This window comes from Pseudoalteromonas sp. B160 (genome assembly GCF_037162485.1).
In the GTDB taxonomy this organism is placed as follows: Bacteria; Pseudomonadota; Gammaproteobacteria; order Enterobacterales; family Alteromonadaceae; genus Pseudoalteromonas; species Pseudoalteromonas rhizosphaerae.
Window position 1 is genome coordinate 3,312,318 of sequence record NZ_JARLUX010000001.1, and the last position, 21,527, is coordinate 3,333,844.

Consider the following 21,527-nt stretch of genomic DNA (forward strand, 5'->3'; position numbering starts at 1 on the left):
TGTGACTCGCGCAAGAAAAAAGCTTATTGATTTAGCATCGACATCTTATTATCACTTAATCTCACGATGCGTGAGACGTGCATTCTTGTGTGGTGATGATAAATACACAGGTAAAAACTTTGCTCACCGTAGGGAGTGGTTAGTAGAGCGAATTAAGTTATTAAGTAGTGTGTTTGCCATTGAAATTGCTGCCTACGCGATTATGAGCAATCACTATCACCTTGTTGTGAACGTCAATAGGCGTCAAGCACTTGATTGGTCTGATGATGAAGTAATTAACCGCTGGTATCAGCTTTATAACGACCACTTTTTAGTCGACCGCCTTTTAAAAGGTGAGCAGTTAGATAAGCCAAGTTTGCTCTTTTTTAATGAGATCATCGCTAATGGCGAGAAAGATTGTATGACATCAGCTGGTATATGAAAAACCTCAATGAGTACATTGCCCGCGAGGCCAATAAAGAAGATAACTGCACGGGTAAGTATTATTCGCTGCCATCCTTGGCGCTCACCCTTCGGGCTGCCTGACGGCATTCAAATTTATTCCTTATAAATTTGAGGGAAGGGCGCATTACTTATAAAGAATAGTCGCAAGCATTATTAGATGAAACCGCAGTGCTCAGTTGCATGGCCTACGTTGATTTGAACTCTATCAGAGCAAACATAGCCGATACGCTTGAAGACCGTGATTTCACCTCAATTCAAGAACGTATAGCGCACTTTAAAGCCTTTACCACAGACACGGTTAAAGCGAATAAGCTTCTCAAACAAAAAGATAATATTCAGCATGAAAGCCAACCAGCACAGCTAAAACCATTTGGCGGCAATCACATTAAACACAGGATCCCCTTTGCCTTACTGGATTATATTGAATTAGTCGACTGGAGCGGCCGCCACATAGATCCAAAGAAAAAAGGGCATATCAACAAAACTATGCCAAAAGTGCTCCTGACTTTGAATATAGAAGAAGCGCAATGGCTTGAATCAATTCAACGTTTCAGGCAGCAGTACTCAAATTTTGCAGGCAGCAAACAACGGTTAAAGCAGCAAGCCGCCAGCAACGATGTAAAATGGTACAAAGGCGCAGGCTGAACAGTTGCATCTTTATTAGGTTGTTTTAAAAATACACTATTGAACAAAGTGACGGCCTAGCTTTGCCTTTTTTTGCCTAAAATCCTTTCCAAGCACCTCAATTCTAAGCTCTGTAACTAACACTAACAGTATGTGAAAAAATAATGATACGGTTACCCACAACGGGAGAGGTGCTAAATTTTCTGACACAAAATATGTGTCTGTCCTTTTTATTTCCGTTTCTATTTCTGCAGTCATCTTCATGCGTGTAATTTAGGTTTAATAGGGCTAATGACTTATTTAATAGGTGAAATAAAAATAACCCCGCAATAAAAGATAAATTCTGAACCTGAAAAGTAAATTTAGTGACACAGTTTTATTTGTTCAATTAGAGTGGCTCTCTTATTTAGTTGCTGCTGAAAGGTAAAGGGTTAGGAAAGATAGTCGACGCTGTACCAATAGTGAAAGGTCATCAAATGTTGAAGACAGAGCTGTTCCAGATCACTGGGAGGTGGACTTGAACCAAGGCTCAGAAAACAGCTTTATCGCGACCTTAGTTGAACGACATTCTAGGTATGTAATGCTAGCGAAAGTACCTAGTAATAAAACAAAGCCAGTAATCGAAGCATTGATTAGACAAGCTAATAAGTTGCCAGCACTGCCAAGCTAGTATGTTGCGATTAATTTAGATGTAGCGACAAATTAAATAGTTCGAACGAGTTAGCGGCCTAGCTTGCTGCATCAAATCAGCTAATTAACCTGCTTAACTGCTCAGGTCAGTAACGACTGTGCATACGAAAAATATAATTGCTTAAGGGTTAAACATTAGGTTTAATGGATAGATAATAAACACTGAGTAACGCAGGGACAGCATAGATACGACAGGCACACTAATTAAATTTGTTTGCTATAGCTTAGGTCATAAAAAGCCTTTCTATATATGTAAAGTCCATAGCATAAACAACACCAACTCTACACATCGAGCAGGTAGCGCCTCAGTCCGACAAGCGATTATGCAACACAAACTGCGTGTCGCATAAATACTAAAATGTTATAGCGCAATTGAAATTCAGCAAGATTCGGGTCGGCATTAATCGTTCGGCCTCCTAATATAGCATCTGTTCGGGCATATGCCCTTTAATTGTCAGCAGAGCTAGGAGAAATAATCGATGAACATATTGGCCAACAAAGTTGCTATTGTTACTGGTGCCAGCACCGGCATTGGCTACGCAGCCGCGAAGCTTTTTGCGAGAGAAGGTGCTGCCGTAGTGGTGGCAGCAAGGCGACAGAAGGAGCTTGATGAACTGGTGGAATTAATCAAGACTGAAGGTGGGCAGGCACTGGCACTAGCCGGTGATGTTGGCGAAGAAGCTTTTGCCAAAGCTTTGGTAGATAAGGCTGTAAGCCACTTTGGTGGCCTGGATATCGCTTTTAACAATGCTGCCATTCTGGGTGCTATGTGCCCTGTGCCGCAGATGTCGCTCACGGACTGGAATCAAGTTATTGCGACCAACTTAACCAGTGCATTTTTGGGCGCAAAGTACCAGCTGCCCGCCATGGCTGCCCGAAAAGGAGGTTCGTTAATTTTCACCTCTACCTTCGTTGGTTACACCGCAGGTATGCCAGGCATGGCTGCCTACGCAGCCAGTAAGGCTGGTCTTATTGGTTTGACTCAAGTGCTGGCGTCAGAGCATGGGCCTCAGAATATCCGGGTCAATGCCCTTTTGCCTGGTGGTACTGATACGCCAGCGGGACGTGAGTTTGCTAATACGCCAGAAGCATTGGCGTTTGTGCGTAACCTGCATGCGCTCAAGCGTATGGCGACACCAGATGAAATTGCTCAATCCGCATTGTACTTAGCATCCGATGCATCCAGTTTCACAACTGGTTCTGCGATGTTGGTAGATGGCGGTGTATCCATAAATCGTGTCTGAGAGGCAGAGTGTGTCAGACTATGACCGTATCGCACGTGCTATGGCATACTTGGTAGATCGTGCAACTACCCAGCCCGCTCTAGAAGAGATAGCCGCCCATGTGCATCTGAGTCCGTATCATTTTCAGAGGTTGTTTTGTCGTTGGGCGGGTACCACGCCAAAGCGGTTTTTGCAGGTCCTGACATTGGAGCGTAGCAAGGAGTTGTTGGATAAATCCCGCTCTCTGCTCGACGTTTCACATGAGATTGGCTTAAGCGGTAGTTCAAGGTTGCATGATCACTTTGTGCAGCTGGAGGCAGTGACACCAGGGGAGTATAAAAATAAGGGTAAGGAGCTACGTATCGAATACGGTGTGCACCCTACACCACTGGGGCCTATGTTTGTAGCTGTAACACAGCGTGGTGTTTGTAGGGTTGAGTTCATGGACTTCAATTACATTGAAGAGCTGCTGGATGACTTGCGTAACGCTTGGCCATTGAGTTCGATTGTTGAAAGCATCACATCTACGCACTATGTTATTGATGCGTTTTTTAGTAGTGATACAGCTGCCAAACATGGTCCGCTGTCGCTTCATGTGAAAGGTACGAATTTTCAGGTAGCTGTGTGGCGGGCGCTGCTGAAAATACCACCGGGCGCAGTGGCTAGCTATTCTCAGGTAGCCACAGCACTCAATGCGCCCCAATCTGCAAGAGCGGTTGGTAACGCCATTGGAGCAAATCCTGTTGCTTTACTGATCCCCTGCCATCGGGTAATACAGCACAGTGGTGCACTTGGTGGTTACCGTTGGGGGCCAGCCAAGAAGCTTATGGTACAAACATGGGAAAAAATGCGTGATGAACCTGTTTCGCTATAACAATGCCATGCAGCTGACGTTCTTATCTTACCCCGCGCGGCAGATGGCGGGCGTTGAGGCTGTAGAATTACTCTTTACAGGAACGAATGCACCTACTTTTAGTTGTTCAACTTTTAACCTTGAATCTACTATCAAGCTATGATCTAGTAAATATTATTCACCCACGGTAAATCGTTATGGCTCTTTCGTTGGGTGAGGAGTCAAGCGAGACTTATCCTACCAAAATAAATTCATTCCAATCAATTTCGCTGAATAAATTGACCTTGCGCGGACAAATAGAAGTGAATGCACAAATCCTGACACAGGGGAGCCCCCACATCATCTAACATGCACTTTTTATTAGTAGGAAGTGCAATGAGCGGTTCATCTCCCGTAATGAATATTTATCCAAATATCTCTTAATGACGCTAAACCTTGTGACGCTAGATAGTCATTGCCTATCGCAATGTTAATTCCTTTTGTTTTTGAGCTTCTACAAGGACCTTCGCTTCCAAGCGCCTACTTTTGGTACTGGTGATACCACATGCAATGGCGAGTCGTTCGCTAACACCCAATTTCATTAAACTGCGTACTTTGGTGCGAGGTTTACGCCATTGCCGCCAGTAGCACATTCTTATCCTACGGCGGATCCAGTGATCTAAATCCACCGTTAGCTGATAAGCGTTGGCTATTAGGTAGTAGTGTCCCCAGCCGCGCAAATACTGTGTGAGTTTATGAATTTGTAGGGTCATTGAGATCCCCCAGTTGCGGTTAGTGAGCTCCCTGACATTTGCTTTAAATTTCTTTAGCGCCTGTTCGTGGATCTGCACTTGACCGTAGCGGAAGGTAAACCCGAGAAATTTCGAGCCTGATACTGGACCGACCCGACTTTTCGATTCATTCACTTTGAGTTTTAATCGCTTAGTGATGAACGCAGTAATTTCCCGTTGGATTATTAGTCCTTCGCTTTTCGTTTTTACTAAAATGATTATGTCATCAGCGTAACGGGCAAACTTAAGGTGTTTGTAGGCTAGCTTCTTATCTAATTCATCGAGTAAAATATTGGAAAGTAAAGGGGATAATGGCCCACCTTGAGGGACTCCTTTGGTTGACTCAAACCACAGACCTGTTTCGCACTCTGCTACTCCCGCTCGTAGGTATTTACCGAGTAGGCGCATGAGTGCTTTGTCTTTGATTTTACGACCAACACGATTCATCAGCATGTCATGGTTTACTTCATCAAAGAACTTAGACAAGTCGATATCAACCGCTGTTTTATAACCTTGTTTAACACAAAATTGAACATGGTTCACTGCTTGACTGGCTCTTTTATGAGGGCGATAACCATAACTATGTGGTGAAAATTGAGGCTCAAAGTAAGGGCTGATCACTTGAGCAATGGCTTGTTGGATCACTCTGTCGATAACAGCAGGGATCCCAAGCATTCGCTCACCGCCATCGGGTTTGGGTATCATCACGCGTTTGACTGGCAAGGGTTGATAAGTGCCGTTAAGTAATTGTTGTTTAATACCCAGCCAATGTAACTTAGCGAAGTGATTAAACTCTTCAATACTCATATTATCAATACCCGCAGCCCCTTTATTGCGCTTAACATGTTGCCATGCTGCACTAATATTGTGGTTGCTTAGTACCCTTGTCATCAGGTCATGATCTGTTTGGCTATATTCATTCGAGGTATTATTCACAGTCGAACGCTGTTCATCACCATCACAACACGGTGATCTATGTGAATTCAAGTTCATTTGTAGTATCTCCTCTGGTTAAGATGTTCAGGCCTTCACCGTGTCCCCTCCATTACGATGGGCGTTTGGCTACTATGCCGTCTGCTGACTTCTGATAAATCACTCTAGCGATTACTCGATAAAGCGCGTCTAAACTAACGCTTGTTTACTGCTATTTCGCTCGCTGTAGGTCGCAGCAACCAGAGCGCCAAGGGTTGATCAACCAGCCCCTAACTGGTAACCTCCAAGCGTTAGCGCGGATGCGTGTTTATCAGATCTCCCCGAATAAGGTGCATCGACTTTCTCTGCACAACTGCATCATTTACGGTGGCCGTTAGATCACATGACTTCGCTATCTTGTGCTAGCTCGTCTTCAGCCTACGCCTCATATGATGTTTTTGTTCATCAGCTCGCAGATTTGCTAACGGCTTCCTCCAGACTATCTCTCGCGATTTAGCCCTTGCCATTCGCTAGTAGTTATCGTTTAATAACAGAATGTTATTTAAACGGTGATCTTCCTACAGAGGACTTTCACCTCATAAGTCAATGCCCATGTCGGGCGTACACAAGTTGCTCAACAGGACAAAAAACAGTTTGCTCGGCTCGTACCTCGCCAATTTTAGCAAACGGTATTTTGCCCATTAGCAAAGCGTTAGTTGCCCTAGGCGTAGGCATCGAGTTTTGATGGAAAATATCTACCATTAGTGCCACTCAATTGCATCAAGCCTAACCATCCAATTGCATTTTGGTTTGCCACTTTTAAATGTAAGTGTTGGCAAGAGAAAATCTGATATTTATTAATTTTAAGGCACTGTAAGGCTAAAGCTGCCGTAATCAAAATTTCGAAATATGTCTTCAGTGCCAATAACAATAATTGTGATCATCCGATTTTGCTCATTTCATCACTTTGTTGACTTTTTCAACAAAAAAAGCCAACCTACGAAGAAGTGCGTAGATAATTGGACTGATTGCTGTAAAGGGAAGTGTTGAAACTATTCAGCTATTAGAATAGTTAATAATAAAAAAGGGGAAATTAATGTATAAAAGTATTCAAGCAATCGCTGGGGTTCTTTTGTTATTTTCATTTGCCGTTATGGGAAGCGAAACACAATTAACACTACTGGAAAAGGAAATTGATAGAATTGCAGGAGAGTCTATACCTGTTAATGGACCGGGATGCTCTGTAGGTGTTATTAAGAATCAGCAATTTTTATTCAAGAAAAGCTATGGTTTGGCAAACATCGAACATCAGGTTCCACTCAGTTCAATATCAGTATTTCGTATGGCTTCTGTATCCAAACAATTCACCGGACTTGCGGTATTGTTGTTAGCAGAAAAAGGGGAAATTAACCTTGATGATGATATACGGAAATATCTTACTGATTTGAAAGACTACGGTGTAAAAGTAACTATCAACTCAATGTTAGGTCACGTTTCAGGAATGGCAGATTACGATACACTTCAATCGCTCTTACCCAAACCACTACTGTCGACCGCAGGTGGTCCGTTCAGACTTGGTGATGAGGACTACCTGACCAAAGAAGAATACTACGATGTCATAAAATCGCTTCCTTTAGAGCATCAGCCTGATACGCAACAGGCTTATAGTAACTTCGCTTATTTTTTATTGTCGGAGTTAGTCGCTAAAGTCAGCGGCATGTCCATGCGGGAGTACACTACAAAATATATATTTGAACCGCTTGGTATGCACGACACTTTTTTCGCTGATGATATGCGAGAGATAGTACCTAACCGTGCCGAAGGGTATAGAACATTCAAAGATATTGGATTAAAACGTTATGAAACAAATATTTTTGTTGTGGGTGACGGTGGTCTTTACACGACACTCGAAGATATGTTGATTTGGGATAATCACTTTTATACCCCGAAATTAGGTGATGCTCCTAACAAATTGATGGCTCAATTTAATACGCCAAATAGTCAACACTCATTCGAAAACAATGGAATAACTTTTTATGCTAATGGGCAATATATAGAGCCGAATTATACGCTGCACAATGGCGGATGGATGGGTACAAGCACTAGTTATATCCGTAGACCCAAGGAGCAAGTAGCCTTTGTTGGTATGTGTAATAGCTCTTCACTCGATGCAAATGTTTTTACTTACGAAATACCGAAAATCCTAACTAAACTTAAAATATGGGATGTGACTGACCCTGCAATTTTTTAGTCTGATTTTAGTTTTTAAAAAATAAAGGTTCATAGTACCAGGCAACTAACACATATGAGCCTTAACTCTGTCAATAGGCACTAGTATCTTTTTTGACCGTTTTTATAAGTTGACGGTCAATTCAAAATCAACTCTAATTCAATAAACAAATTCGTTTACTTCGTCGGCCGATGCGGCGGTTAAGCAAGTAGCTTACGGCAAACACATATAATGTGCGTTACGCAGTAATCGATTATTGCGAGCTCATCGCAGCCAGGTTTTTCCCATATCCTTTTGGGGTCGCTGGGGCACTACGACTAAATGGATTTAGAAGGTAGAGCGAAGCAGGATGCCAGAGCCGAGACATTCATCGGTTAACCTCATCATGGCATTATTCAAGGCGCTGGTTTCATTATTGGTAAAAGCATGAGCAGTTGACCTTGCGCGGACAAACGAAAGTAAATGCACAATTATCCTGACACAGGGGGAGCACCACAGCATCTAACATGCACTTTTTATTAGTAGGAAGTGCAATGGGCGGTTCATCTCCCATACAAAATGTGTTTATTGTTTTCAAAAAATAATTATGGTGGGTGTCAATGTATTTCAATGTTGGCCAAAACTAGTCGATCGTTACATGGTTAGTGCCTTACTGATATGGGCCGCAAATCAGCAAAGCAAAATTTTTCATGGCATTACAATATAGGAATTAAACCTCAGAGGCTCTAGTTGCAAACCTCTGAGGTAGTTTATTAAGGGTTTACTGCCTCAGAGAAGCGTGACATTTCACTTACGTTGAGTGTACCTTGTTTACTATAGATGCCTACTTGGCGTTTATCTAAGTCATAAAGCCTAAAGGTTAGTGCTCTAAAATCATTGATATATGCGGTACCAAAGCCACTTTCTGGTTGTAAAAGAAGATCCACGGTTACCCCTTGTTGTAAATTGATAGGAACAGTAACTTGTGAGTCGATTCGACTTTCTGAAGTAGGTGCAGATTGCTCACCCAGTACCGCAGGTAATGCTGCTGCCCTGAATTCATCAGCTAGAAGGTAAGCTAAGCTGTTGTCTGAGCCATCGTCATTATGAAGATCAATAAACTGTATAAAGGCTGTTTTCCCTATGAATTCTTCAACATCCCAGGTTGCCCATTGCATTGTTAGTTTATTATTCTCATCGGGTTGTGTATTTTTACCAGATTGGCTACGTACAACTTTACCGTCCACTATAAGCACAACTGCAGTTGCTTTAGGGTGGTCAAACTGATTTGAACCCCCACCTATCTTGAAATTAATATATTGCTGTGAGATTACAAATGACGGGCTATCCATTTTTCCTGTTGCTGAGTAACCTATCCACCCTAATGCAGTTCCATCTTCATCATAGCCATCTGCAAAGCTGGAAAAAACTCGTTCGCCAACGTTGTTGTTTACATCGGCCCCCCACCAACCTCCATCTAGTTTAGAGAAGTCTCCAGTTAGATTATTAAAACCGTGGGCTTGGAGGGTGTTATAACCGCCGCAGCAAAATTCAAAACCAGCTATATACTGAGTCAGGTCTTCCTCTCGATTGAATAGAGGTTTGCCTTCTAGTTCAGGTGTGAGGGTGATGTTAGAGTTTGATTGAGTAAGTGAATCGCCGAAGTAAAAAGTAGCTGTTTCTGTGGCTGTGTTTATTTCTATACTAGCCGTTTGCGTAGTCTCTTCATAAGCGGGAAATATCAGACCAAATCGGTTGTCGGTATCTTCACTCGAAATACTAAAGTGAAGACGGTTGATTTTATTGTTACTACCTAGTAATACTTGATCACCTGGTGAGACTAATAGTGAATTATCATTATTGGTTTGTGCATTTTCATCTATTGGTGTTGCTAATGCGCTTAAGTATTGCTCGGGAATTGATACCGCTAGTTCTCCCGATTCTGTCATTGATACTTGATGAATTGCTAAGTCACCACCAAAATCAGCACTGCCTATATTTGAGCGGGTATTTTTATGGGCGACCCAACCAAACATCAGGGTTTGAGTAGGGGAGCTTGCAGTTCTTCCTGCGTAGTAAAATTCTCCATCTAGTGAAGGGTATTGACCAGGTACCCATGTGTCTTCATTCTTTACTAAATATTTTACATCGCGCTCATTATTATTTTGATCAGAGTAAATTATTGCTTGTCCGTTATTGAAGCTCACCCAATCAGGAACCTCAAAGTTAAGTGGTTTGTTTGCAGTATAAATCGGCTCTTGCGCTTCCCAAGTTTTGAGATCGCTCGAAGTATAAAGAGCAATAGCTGCATCTGCGTTATATCGACTAGTTAATAACATCCAATAGTTGTTGCTTTGTTCGTTATAAAAAACGTCAGGATCACGAAAGTCAAAGTCGCTATATGATCCTGTACCACTGAATGTGCTATTAACTTGTTTTTCCCATTTAGTCAGCGTGTTATCTGTTGCTTTTGCATGCATAACAGCTTCGACAGGAGAAAAATCGAGATTGTGTCCTGAGTAAAATAAATGAGCTACATTGTCTTTATCTTTAATAACACTACCAGATCCGGTCCATTGGTCTTGTGTTTGTGCATCTCCCGTCGCTTCTAGAACACGTTGTGGGAATGTACCATTAATTAGATCTGTGGTTCGGGTTAGATACCAATCATGAAATGCGGTATCAATTAAATAATAAATATAAAACTCACCGTTTAAAAATACAGGGTTAGGGTCAGCCATCGTTAATGGTAAAGGTATCGTGTGTTGATCCAGTTGGGTGACAATACTTTCACTCGACGGGTCAACGGCTGCATACTCTGATAATTTAAATTCATCAGCCATAATAAATGCAAGTGCAGTTTCGTCTGCAGTGTCATCCTGATCAATGATTTCAATAACAGCTGTTTCACCGATTAAGCTATTAACATCCCAAGTAAACCAATCGAGCTTATCTGATTGCCCGTTACCTGTGGCATGCCTGACAATTTTGCCATTTATTCGCAGGACAATTGCTGTCGCTTTTTCAGTATCAAATGGGTTTGTACCACCACCAATTAGAAAGTTTACATAGTCATGTGTAATCGTGAATGGGGGCGAAGAAAGTGTGCCGGTAGCTTCGTTACCAATCCAGCCTAATTGGCTCCCATCTGCTAAAAAACCATCGGCGCGGCTAGAAAAAACTCTCTCACCAACATGGTTTGTGATGTCTGCAACCCACCAACCACCATCTAATTTGGCCATATCGCCAGTTGCTCTAAAGTCATGGTTTGCGTAGGTATTAAATTTACCGCAACAAAATTCAAAACCCGCAATATTTTGCTCAGCATTTGATACACGAGTGAATGCGGATTGGCCAGTACTAGCAGGTGCGGTGGTTTTTTTATTTTCTTTATCAACTTACTATTTTGACTAGGAACTTTGGCTGCACTGTCGGCTTGGCGAATTTCGTCGACTAATAAATATGGTAAGTCAGTATCTGAATTATCATCAGCATGATGGTCAATAAATTTAATTTGCCCTTCTTGAGAGCTAAACTCGCTGACATCCCATGTTTGCCAGTCAACTTGCATTGCAGTATTGCTTCCACTTGCTTGACGAACTATCTTATTATCAACAACAAGTGCAATTGCGGTTGTATTTGCGTCTGTTATGCCATTATTGCCACCACCAATTAAAAAATTGATATAGTTTGATTGTATTGTAAATTTAGGACTTATCATCGAACCTGTAGCGGAAAAGCCTAGTTGCCCAAGTGCTTCACCTTCTAAATCAAAGCCATCCGCAAAGCTCGAAAATACGCGCTCACCTAAATGACCTGAAATATCTGCAGCCCAAAAACCACCATCAAATTTAGAAAAATCACCTGTTAATTTATCAAACCCATGAGCTTGAAAGGTGTTATTACCACCACAACAAAACTCAAAGCCAGATAGTACTTGCTCTGTATTTTCAGGGTTGTAAAATAATGGTTGACCTTCGCTTTCAGGGTTGGAAGTTATTGGAATGTCATCTGTATTTGGTTCATCATCACTGTCGCTTTCATCTTTATTAATAACGTCAGCAGCGGTTTGTCCTTCTTCTAGAATGATCAGTTTGTAATCATCTTCTTGTTGGTTTTTGTGATCACCAGAGCAGGCTGTCGTTAAAGATATAAGTAACGCGAGCCCCGTTTTTTTCCAGCAAAGTGCTATGTCTTGCTTTGTTTTCATGCTTATTCCTCCACAACTATTATTGTTGTGTTTTGTGTGTTTAAGTTATTGAATGTATTGGTTAAAAACTTTATTTCCTTAACTTTTCTTATTGTTACAGAGTAATACTTTTAAAATAAACAACGTTGTCTTTTTTTAAGGTAGATGTTATCTTTATTTTTTGCAACATGTATTTTACACAATGGCTGTAATTGTGTATTTAAATACAACTTTTACTATTCGTGGCCATTTCTCCCTGATTTATCTAGAGGATATTGTTACGAATTTATAGTGTGAAAATTTATTTGGAAATGGTCTAAATAATAAAGGGAGCAACTCGGTGAGTATTGTAATAAGCAGCAAAAAGGCTGAAGAAATTAATTTAACATGTTTTGGAGAGGTACTGTGGGATTGCTTTGAGTCCGGTATGCGTTTAGGTGGTGCTCCTTTAAACATGTGCTTTCGTTTTAATTCACTAGGCCTAAAGGCACATATGATAAGTGCTGTTGGTAATGACAAATTAGGTGAAGCACTACTATCTGAGATTGAGCAAAAAGGGCTCTCTAAAGAGTTTATTTATGTTCATGAGTCTAAGCCAACGAGTGTGGTTGAAGTGAAGCTTGATCAGAGCGGATCGGCCAATTATCAGATTGTGCTTGATACTGCATGGGACAATATAAGTTTATCGCAACGAGTTATAGATAAGGTGCAAAGTGCAGATGTGTTTGTATTTGGTAGTTTAATTGCTCGAACAGAAAGCTCTATGAGTTCATTAGAGCAACTTTTAGATTTGGCAAAATTTAAAGTGTTTGATGTAAATTTACGTGCACCTCACTATCAGTTAGAAAGCTTAATTAAGTTGATGAATAAAGCTGACTTTATCAAGCTCAATGATGAAGAGCTATATGAAATAGCAAAAGGAATGGGGTGTAAATACCATTCATTAGAGCAAAACTTAGCATTTATAGCAAAGCAAACCAACACAGAGTTTTTGTGCGTGACGAAAGGAAACCATGGTGCTTTATTATCGATTAAAGGTAAAAACTACTATAACTCAGGCTACCTGATCGATGTTGTGGATACTGTTGGTGCAGGGGATTCGTTTTTGGGGGCTTTAATTTATCAACTGTGCATTCAAAACGATCCGCAGCAGGCAATTGATTTTGCTTGTGCTGCCGGAGCTATGGTTGCTCAGCAGCCAGGGGCAACACCAGATATAACGTATCAGCAAATCCTAGAATTTATTGAACCATGTTAGCGTATAGTGTTGTATTTCAAGTTATACATATTTTTAACAAAATATTTTGTTATTTATATTGAATAGATGTTTTTTTAATGTTAAAAAGACAACGTTGTTTATTTTTATTGGGCCTGCCAAGCTAAACAACAAAATGTAAAAAGATATTTTTTGCACTAAAAAGACAACGTTGTTAATTTGACTGATGAAATCAACATTAAAAAATAAAATTAAAATGAGGACACACACAATGCTCAGATTTAGGAAAAACCAGCTTGCTGCGAGTGTTAGTACATTATTGTTAGGCTGTTGGCTGCCATCCAACAGCTTCGCTGCTGAACAACTGCAAGAAGAAGAGTCGGCCAAGATTGGTATTGAAGTTATTGAAGTTTCATATGGTTATGGAAGTGTTAAAAAACAAGATTTAACAGGCGCAGTGAGTACGGTTGACCTTGAAGATTTAGTAGACCAGCCTTCAGGCAATATAATGCAAAACTTGCAAGGGAGGGTGCCAGGTCTACAAATTACAACGAATGGTTCACCTGACTCTACTGCGACGGTACGAATACGTGGTCAAGGCTTAGGGCCACTTGGAAATAACGATCCATTATATGTTATTGATGGCGTACCAACTAAATCTGGAATGCATGAACTTAATAGCCATGATATTGCTGATATACAGGTACTAAGAGATGCAGCAGCTGCAAGTATTTTTGGTGCTCGCTCTGGTAATGGAGTCATAATTATCACAACCAAAAAAGGGAATGAAGGGCTGGATTTCAATTTTTCAGTTAATCAATCTCAAGATGCCTATAGTTATGACCTAAATCCGCTAAATACCAAACAACGTGGGCAGGTTGTATGGCAGGCTGCTGTTAACGATGGTTCAGATCCAAATGCAGCGAGCCCATTATATAGCTATGATTGGAATGGTGACTACAATAACCCACAGCTAAACTCAGTAATATTGCCCACGTATACCGATCCTCAACAAGTTCAGCGTCCTGCTGACACTAACTGGTTTGATGAGGTCACTCGTACAGCTAAGGTCACTGATCTTAACTTTTCAGTTTCAGGTGGTTCTGAGAACGCCTCTATTTATAGTTCATTAGGTTACTTTAATTCAGAAGGTGTTGTTGATGGTTCTGAATTTGAACGCATTAGTTTTAGGGTCAATTCTGATTACCAACTAACAGATAAATTAAAAATAGGTGAAAATTTCACTGTAACCAATCAAGAGTCAAACCTAATCAATGCTAGAGCTGGTGAAATATTGGGTTTGGCTATAGAGCAACAATCTATCGTTCCTGTGTACAACGAGGTAGGTGGCTGGGGAGGACCGGTTCCTGGCGTAACTGACCGAGATAACCCTGTCAGAATTATCGAAATGAACCGTGATAATGTTAGTAGGTTCAATAAATTAATGGGAAATATTTTTGTTGAATATGAAGCAATAGAGGACTTAACGTTAAAAAGCTCTATCGGTTTAGACTACGGGCAATATTACTTCAGAAACTATACCCGTGCTTTTCAAGCAGGCTCACTAAATTATGGTGATCAGCTGTCAGTGACAGAAAATTGGAATAGTAGTTTTAGCTGGACTAATACCGCCGAATATAAGCTTGATTTAAACGAAAATCATTTTACGTTTTTGATCGGTACAGAACAAATAGATTATGAGTATGAAGGGTCTGTTGGTTTTGGTTCAGGTTTTGCGTCTGATGATCGTGATTACGCACATTTATCACAAGCAACAGGTGATGTTCGTGTAGAAGGGGATGGTGATAAATGGTCTCTTAATTCTTATTTTGCGCGTATGGACTATAACTTTGATGACCGCTATTTAGCAGGCTTAACAATACGTCGTGATGGCTCATCTCGTTTTGGTAGTAATAATAGTTATGGAAATTTCCCAGCTATCTCTGCAGGTTGGGTGATCAGCAATGAATCATTCTATGATATTGAATTTTTATCTACCTTAAAGCTTCGTGCTAGTTGGGGCAAAACGGGTAATCAAGAGATACCTACCGATGCAACATACACAACGTATTTAAGTCGTTATGCAACACAGTCATTATTCACTGATCGGCAAGATGAAGGGACCGCTTATGATATAGGCGGTGCTAATGGCGGCACGCTTCCATCTGGGTTTGTAAAAGCACAGACAGGGAATGATGACCTAAAGTGGGAAACATCAACGCAAACAAACATTGGTCTTGATTTTGGTATGCGTTACGAAACCATATACGGCAGTATCGATTGGTTTGAAAAAACCACAGAAGATATTTTAACGTTAACCAATCCGCTTGCAACATTGGGCGAAGGTGCTCAGCAATGGGTTAATGGTGGCACAATTGAAAACTCTGGTTTTGAGTTTCTTATTGGCTACGCCGACTATCTTACTTTTGATAGCTTAGATGGTGATATCGATGTCGATATTAGCTTTAACATTTCTTCGGCTAAAAATAAGGTTGTTTCGTTACCTGGAGACGTTGTGAATTCATTTGGTGGCAATGGAGTTGATAAAACGATTGTTGGTCATTCTATTAACTCTATTTATGGTTATGTCGCTGATGGGTTATTCCAAAATCAAGATGAAATAGATGCTCACGCAGCGCAATCTGGGGCCGGTTTAGGTCGAGTTCGCTGGAAAGATTTAGACGGTAATGGCGTGATTGATGAAAACGATCAAAGCTTTTTCACCGATACTGATCCTGACTTTATGTATGGATTGAACATGAATTTCAAATACAAAAATTGGGATTTCAATATGTTCTGGCAAGGTGTTCAGGGAGGTGAGATACGTAATAGCTGGCGTGGGTTTACTGACTTTACATCATTAAATATAGGTTCTAACTACGGTGATCGCGTTCTTGATGCATGGTCAGTTAATAATACTGACAGTAATGTACCGGCGTTAACTTTAATCGATAACAATGGTGAAGGCCGTCAATCAAGTTTGTTTTGGGAAGATGGTAGCTACCTCAAGCTTCGCAACTTATCTATCGGTTATACACCTGATGAACAGTGGTTAAATCAATACGGTATTAGTTCTGCACGAATTTATTTGCAGGGCAGTAACTTATTGACCATTACGCCATCGGGGACGCTAAGCCAAGATCCAGAAACTCCAAACGGCAACTTCCCAATTCCAAAACGTATCACGTTAGGCGTGAACCTTTCTTTTTGATTTATTAAAACGACAACGATACGAGCACATATTATGAATAAAATTAAAACACTATTTACAGCAGCTACACTCGCGCTTTCTTTAGCATCGTGTGGTGGTTCTGATCTTGATGTTGCACCTTCTGGGGTATTAACCGAAGAGCAAGTTTCTAACAGTGAAAATATAGATGCTTTGGTCATTGCTGCCTACTCATATCTAGGCAATGATCATTATACTGCCCCTAACTTTTTATGGCCGACAGGAAACTTACGTGCCGGAGACGCTCACAAAGGCGGTAATGGACCTGGTGATATCTTTGCTTATCATGCTTTGTCTCTATATCAACCAATAGTGCCTGATATGGAGTCTTTCCCGCCAGATTTGATTGATTTGAACAATAAGAAATGGGTACGTAATTACACCGGTATTTCAAGAGCAAACTCAGCATTAGCGGTAATCGCAAATGCGCCAGATGCTATTGAAAACAGTGCTGCAAAACAATCCGAACTGCGGTTCATTCGCAGTATTTTCTACTTTGATTTAAAAATACATCATAAGCATATCCCGTGGATTGATGAAACAATGACTCAAGATCAAATTCTTAGCGCTACTAATCGTGAGCTGAGCGATCAGGAGCTATGGGATAAAATTGCCGCAGATTTTGAGTTTGCTGCAAACAATTTACCACAAACCCAAGAAGATGTAGGGCGCGCTTCAGCGTTATCAGCTAAGGCATATCTAGCTAAAACATTGCTCTACCAAGCGTATGAGCAGAATGAGCTACATGAAGTTATCAATATTAATAAAGATAAACTTGTAAAAGTAGTGGCTCTAGTTGATGAAATTGAAGAGGCCGGCGTCTATGGCTTATTTGATGATTACGCGAATAACTTCTTGTTTGAAAGTGAGAATGGTAAAGAGTCAGTTTTTGCTATTCAGCGCTCTCTAAATGACGGCTCTCCAGATGGACGTGGTAGCTGGCCTAGTGCATTAAATGCGCCAATGGCTGGTGGTTTTGGCTGTTGTGGTTTTCATGTACCAACAGAAAATTTTGTTAATGCGTTTAAAACAGACCAACAAGGCTTGCCGTTATTTGGCTCTTTTAACGACTTTAATTATGACATGACGACTGACTCAGTTGACCCTCGCCTAGATCACACTGTGGCAATGGAAGGTAAACCATTTAAGTATGACGAAAATTTGATCCATGGCGGTGATAGCTGGGCACGTGCCCCTGGTATATATGGCAACTTTACGGCAATGAAAGATCTTGAACACCCTGACTGTAGTTGTCGTGGTGAGAATGGCCCTTTTCCTATCTTTTCATTAAATACCCCACTCATTCGTTACGCTGAAGTATTGCTTTGGAAAGCAGAAGCATTAATTGAGTTAGACAGATATGACGAAGCATTGCCAATCATTAACCGTATTCGTGAACGCGCTAAACAAAGCACCGATAAATTGCATAACGCGAGTATTTATAACATTGGCTTATATACAAGTTTTGGTTCTAAAGAACAAGCAAGAGCAGCACTGCGCTTTGAGCGACGTTTAGAGTTAGGGCTTGAAGGACATCGCTTTTTTGACTTAGTGCGTTGGGGAATAGCAAAAGAAACTATTGATAGTTACTTGGCAATTGAAGCTGTACGTAAACCTTATTTAGTCGATGCTATTTTCACTAAAGGTAAGCATGAGTATTTACCTATTCCAAACCAGCAAATTATTTTAAGTGGTGGGTCGTACACACAAAACCCAGGTTATTAATAGTGGTGGGTTTCGGCCCACCTTTTAAGCTTTAAGTTTTAAGAGTGATTATGAAAAAAATTATTTACTGGTCAGTCACTGTTGCAGTTGCTGGTTTTTTATTCGGCTTTGATACTGCTGTTATATCCGGTGCGGATAAACCTATTCAAGCATTATGGAATACGAGCTCGTTATTTCATGGCTTATTTATTATGTCTTCAGCTTTATGGGGAACACTACTTGGTGCCTTAACTGGTAATTACCCATGCGATAAGTGGGGTAGAAAACCCACATTGATTTTAGTCGGTGTGTTATTTTTAGTTTCGGCGCTTGGCTCCGCCATGGCGCCTGACGCATATAGCTTCGCCTTACTACGGTTTATTGGTGGCGTGGGAGTGGGTATTTCTTCAATTGTTGTACCTGCTTATATTTCTGAGATTGCACCTGCTAAGTACCGTGGGCGTTTGGTCGCGCTTTATCAGTTTCAAATTGTATTTGGTATTTTAGTTGCGTTTGTTTCTAATTTTTTAATTGCAGGAACATCAGCAATTGACTGGCGTTTAATGTTAGGCGTGGAGGCAATACCGGCCTTAGCTTATTTATTAATGATCATTAAGGCACCTGAAAGCCCACGTTGGTTAGTGCAAAAGAAAAACGAAAAAGCTAAAGCGCGTTCAATCTTAGTGACTTTAGGTGAACAAAACCCAGACCAAGTATTAAATGACATTGAACGCGACAAGTTACAAAACAGTCAATCAAAGCTATTTGGTGGTAGTTACAATAAGGCGGCTTTATTTGCATTTTTATTTGCCGCATTTAATCAATTATCTGGCATCAACTTTATTATTTATTATGCACCGCGCGTATTTGAACTTGCAGGATTGGATGTAAATCAATCCTTACTTTCAGGCGCTGGAATTGGCGTGGTTAACTTATGTTTTACCATGCTGGGTTTATCGTTGATTGATAAATTTGGCCGACGTTCGCTGATGTATATCGGCTCAATTGGCTACGTTATTTCCTCTCTGTTGTGGCGTGGGCATTTAGTACTGACTCTGGAGGCTTAACGGTTGTAGCGTTTGTATTTGTGTTTATTGCCGCTCATGCCATTGGCCAAGGTACCGTTATTTGGGTCTTCATTGCAGAAATATTCCCGAACAAAGTACGTTCAAAAGGGCAGTCTTTAGGCTCCGGTACGCATTGGTTTTTTGCCGCAGCAATCACTTTACTTATGCCATTTTTCTTAGAACGTTTTAGTGCCACTGAAGTATTCACTTTCTTTACTTTAATGATGTTAGGGCAATTGATTTTTGTTGCGTGGTTTATGCCAGAAACAAAAGGGCGTTCTTTAGAAGCAATTTCATTAGATACCAATAATAAGCATGGAGCATTAGATGCGAACCGTTAATTTAGTTTTAATTTCATCATTTTTGGCAGCATGTAGCATGACAAACCCAACTGAACAAACAGCCCTTAAGGGGGCAGATAAACCGAGCAAAGAGGCGTTTAGACCTGCTTTTCATTTTACTCCTGAAAAGCATTGGATGAACGATCCTAATGGTATGGTTTACTACCAAGGCGAATATCATCTGTTTTACCAGCATAATCCTGACTCATCGGTATGGGGGCCAATGCATTGGGGACATGCAATTAGTAAAGATATGGTTAATTGGCAGCATCAAGAAATTAAGTTGTTTCCTGATGAGCACGGTACTATCTTCTCTGGCAGTGCGGTGGTTGATTGGCAAAATAGCAGCGGCTTTGGCAGTAAAGAAAACCCACCATTAGTGGCTATATTTACCTATCACGATGATAAAAAGGCGGCACAAGGGGCGATTGATTTTCAAACGCAAGGTATAGCATATAGCACCGATAAAGGCCGTACATGGATAAAATACGCTAATAATCCGGTATTAAAAAACCCTGGGATCCGCGATTTCCGTGATCCTAAAGTAAGTTGGCATGAAGATACTCAGCAATGGGTCATGGTATTAGCGCAAGATGATCATATCGGCTTTTACAGCTCAAAAGATTTAAAAACATGGCAATTTGAAAGTAACTTTGGCGCTGATTGGGGAAGTCACGCAGGTGTATGGGAGTGTCCAGATCTTATTCGCGTGCGTATTGAAGGCACCGATGAATATAAATATGTTTTATTAGTGAGTATCAACCCTGGCGCGCCAAATGGCGGCTCTGGTACACAATATTTTGTTGGCGATTTCGACGGTGAAAAATTTGTGTTGGATAGCGATTATCAAAAAATGCTTACAACAACACCTGCCGTTTTCCCTCAAGGGCTTGATTTTTCTAACTTCAAAAATGGCTTAAAAAATTGGCAAGTATCGGGTGAAGCATTTCATATAGTAAATGATCAACCAGCAAATACCATTGCCAGTTCTTTTAAAGGCTCGGATGAGGCAATTGGTACCTTAACCTCAAAATCATTTGCGATTGATCATGATTTCATTAACTTTAAAATTGCAGGCGGAAAGCATCATAACAGTACCGCAATACAGTTGTTAGTTAATGGTGAAATAGTTAAAACCGCAAGCGGAAACAATACAGGTACAATGACCGAGCGTTCTTGGAACGTGAGTCAATTAAAAGGCCAGCAAGCTTATATTAAAGTGGTAGACAATGAACGAGGTGATTGGGGGCATATAAAAATTGCTGATATCGTATTTTCTGATAAAGCAGCAAAAGAAAAGTATGAACCGTCAATATGGCTAGACTACGGAACAGATAATTATGCTGGCGTGACTTTTTCTGATGCTCAAGACGGTAGACACTTATTTATGGGATGGATGAGTAACTGGCAATACGCAAACCAAGTACCGACTGAGGTATGGCGCAGTGCAATGACGATTCCCAGAGAATTAAAGTTATTACAAACGCCAGCAGGAGTGCGTTTGGCATCTCAACCTATCAAAGAACTCGATAGTTTACTGAGTAACACACAGCAAAAGGCAACCCTAACTGGCACAAATAGCTACCAGTTAGATGAGCTTTTTACTGTCGAACCTGGGCAATTTAAGGTGAGCTTTAGTTTATCAAACGCTGAGCAAGTTACTGATATTGTGCTTAGCTCTGATAAAGGTGAATACACTAAGCTGCAGTTAAACCCAGCTCAAGGACAACTTGTACTTGACCGTAGACAATCGGGTTTAAAAGACTTTGAAGATGGGTTTGCTTCTTTACAAACAGCGCCATTACAAAAAGGCCTTGAGTATTACGATGTTGAGATATGGGTAGATAAAGCGTCGGTAGAAGTGTTTGTAAATAAAGGGGTTAGCTCTATGACGTCGATTGTTTTTCCAACCTCTCCTTACAATAAAATACAAGTGAGTGCTGAGCAGCCTTTGTCGCTTAGTGACGTTAAGTTAAATAATATAGCAATAGAAAAATAACTTCCAAAATGACTCTATATTATTATAGAGTCATTAATCATTCTCTAAGGCTATGCG

At 40.8% G+C, this 21,527-nt stretch carries 10 protein-coding genes and 3 pseudogenes; 10 read left to right on the forward strand and 3 right to left on the reverse strand.

The window, feature by feature from the left end; all coding sequences use genetic code 11:
* Position 1 precedes the first annotated feature (1 nt).
* The 4 genes and pseudogenes from P4S61_RS15560 to P4S61_RS15575 all read left to right on the forward strand — a co-directional run bounded on the left by P4S61_RS15560 (position 2) and on the right by P4S61_RS15575 (position 3,855).
* Positions 2 to 1,089, forward strand: a pseudogene (locus P4S61_RS15560) (alpha-amylase family glycosyl hydrolase).
* A 398-nt stretch (positions 1,090 to 1,487) separates the two neighbouring features.
* Positions 1,488 to 1,723, forward strand: a pseudogene (locus P4S61_RS15565) (transposase); the annotation flags it as partial.
* A gap of 514 nt (positions 1,724 to 2,237) precedes the next feature.
* Positions 2,238 to 3,002, forward strand: coding sequence for an SDR family oxidoreductase (locus P4S61_RS15570; RefSeq protein ID WP_149982876.1), 765 nt, complete (start codon positions 2,238 to 2,240; stop codon positions 3,000 to 3,002).
* Between the two features lie 10 nt (positions 3,003 to 3,012).
* On the forward strand, positions 3,013 to 3,855 hold the full coding sequence (locus tag P4S61_RS15575) for a bifunctional transcriptional activator/DNA repair enzyme AdaA (protein ID WP_182718934.1): 843 nt from the start codon (positions 3,013 to 3,015) through the stop codon (positions 3,853 to 3,855).
* Positions 3,856 to 4,292: 437 nt separating this feature from the next.
* Here P4S61_RS15575 and ltrA read toward each other — a convergent pair whose 3' ends face one another.
* Complete coding sequence (gene ltrA, locus P4S61_RS15580) at positions 4,293 to 5,597, reverse strand: group II intron reverse transcriptase/maturase (protein WP_337118601.1); 1,305 nt, start codon at positions 5,595 to 5,597, stop codon at positions 4,293 to 4,295.
* A 1,015-nt stretch (positions 5,598 to 6,612) separates the two neighbouring features.
* Between ltrA and P4S61_RS15585 the strand changes: the two genes are divergently transcribed.
* A complete protein-coding gene (locus P4S61_RS15585; protein WP_145242813.1) occupies positions 6,613 to 7,767 on the forward strand; it encodes a serine hydrolase domain-containing protein in 1,155 nt (384 codons plus the stop codon).
* Between the two features lie 731 nt (positions 7,768 to 8,498).
* Here the strand turns inward: P4S61_RS15585 and P4S61_RS15590 are convergent.
* On the reverse strand, positions 8,499 to 10,967 hold the full coding sequence (locus P4S61_RS15590) for a hypothetical protein (RefSeq protein ID WP_337118602.1): 2,469 nt from the start codon (positions 10,965 to 10,967) through the stop codon (positions 8,499 to 8,501).
* Positions 10,955 to 11,935, reverse strand: coding sequence for a hypothetical protein (locus P4S61_RS15595; protein ID WP_337118603.1), 981 nt, complete (start codon positions 11,933 to 11,935; stop codon positions 10,955 to 10,957). Before P4S61_RS15595 ends, P4S61_RS15590 begins: the two co-directional genes overlap by 13 nt.
* A gap of 319 nt (positions 11,936 to 12,254) precedes the next feature.
* On the opposite strand from P4S61_RS15595, the gene P4S61_RS15600 reads away from it, so the two are divergent.
* From P4S61_RS15600 to P4S61_RS15620, 5 genes and pseudogenes are all read left to right on the forward strand, one after another.
* A complete protein-coding gene (locus P4S61_RS15600) occupies positions 12,255 to 13,172 on the forward strand; it encodes a carbohydrate kinase family protein (protein ID WP_182732221.1) in 918 nt (305 codons plus the stop codon).
* A gap of 229 nt (positions 13,173 to 13,401) precedes the next feature.
* Entirely contained in the window at positions 13,402 to 16,341 is a 2,940-nt protein-coding gene (locus P4S61_RS15605) for a SusC/RagA family TonB-linked outer membrane protein (protein WP_337118604.1), read from the forward strand.
* A gap of 33 nt (positions 16,342 to 16,374) precedes the next feature.
* On the forward strand, positions 16,375 to 18,084 hold the full coding sequence (locus P4S61_RS15610; protein ID WP_145242822.1) for a RagB/SusD family nutrient uptake outer membrane protein: 1,710 nt from the start codon (positions 16,375 to 16,377) through the stop codon (positions 18,082 to 18,084).
* 50 nt (positions 18,085 to 18,134) lie between these two features.
* A pseudogene (locus P4S61_RS15615) lies at positions 18,135 to 19,471 on the forward strand (sugar porter family MFS transporter).
* The gene (locus tag P4S61_RS15620) at positions 19,458 to 21,470 is read left to right on the forward strand and encodes a glycoside hydrolase family 32 protein (protein WP_182732217.1); all 2,013 of its coding nucleotides are present in this window, start codon (positions 19,458 to 19,460) and stop codon (positions 21,468 to 21,470) included. Before P4S61_RS15615 ends, P4S61_RS15620 begins: the two are co-directional and overlap by 14 nt.
* The last annotated feature ends 57 nt before the right edge of the window (positions 21,471 to 21,527 follow it).

Excerpts from the sequence above, each read along its gene's own strand:
- P4S61_RS15570 (WP_149982876.1), top strand. The coding sequence starts at position 2,238 with ATGAACATATTGGCCAACAAAGTTGCTATTGTTACTGGTGCCAGCACC.
- ltrA (WP_337118601.1), bottom strand. The coding sequence starts at position 5,597 with ATGAACTTGAATTCACATAGATCACCGTGTTGTGATGGTGATGAACAG.
- P4S61_RS15585 (WP_145242813.1), top strand. The coding sequence starts at position 6,613 with ATGTATAAAAGTATTCAAGCAATCGCTGGGGTTCTTTTGTTATTTTCA.
- P4S61_RS15590 (WP_337118602.1), bottom strand. The coding sequence starts at position 10,967 with ATGGCCAAATTAGATGGTGGTTGGTGGGTTGCAGACATCACAAACCAT.
- P4S61_RS15595 (WP_337118603.1), bottom strand. The coding sequence starts at position 11,935 with ATGAAAACAAAGCAAGACATAGCACTTTGCTGGAAAAAAACGGGGCTC.
- P4S61_RS15605 (WP_337118604.1), top strand. The coding sequence starts at position 13,402 with ATGCTCAGATTTAGGAAAAACCAGCTTGCTGCGAGTGTTAGTACATTA.
- P4S61_RS15610 (WP_145242822.1), top strand. The coding sequence starts at position 16,375 with ATGAATAAAATTAAAACACTATTTACAGCAGCTACACTCGCGCTTTCT.
- P4S61_RS15620 (WP_182732217.1), top strand. The coding sequence starts at position 19,458 with ATGCGAACCGTTAATTTAGTTTTAATTTCATCATTTTTGGCAGCATGT.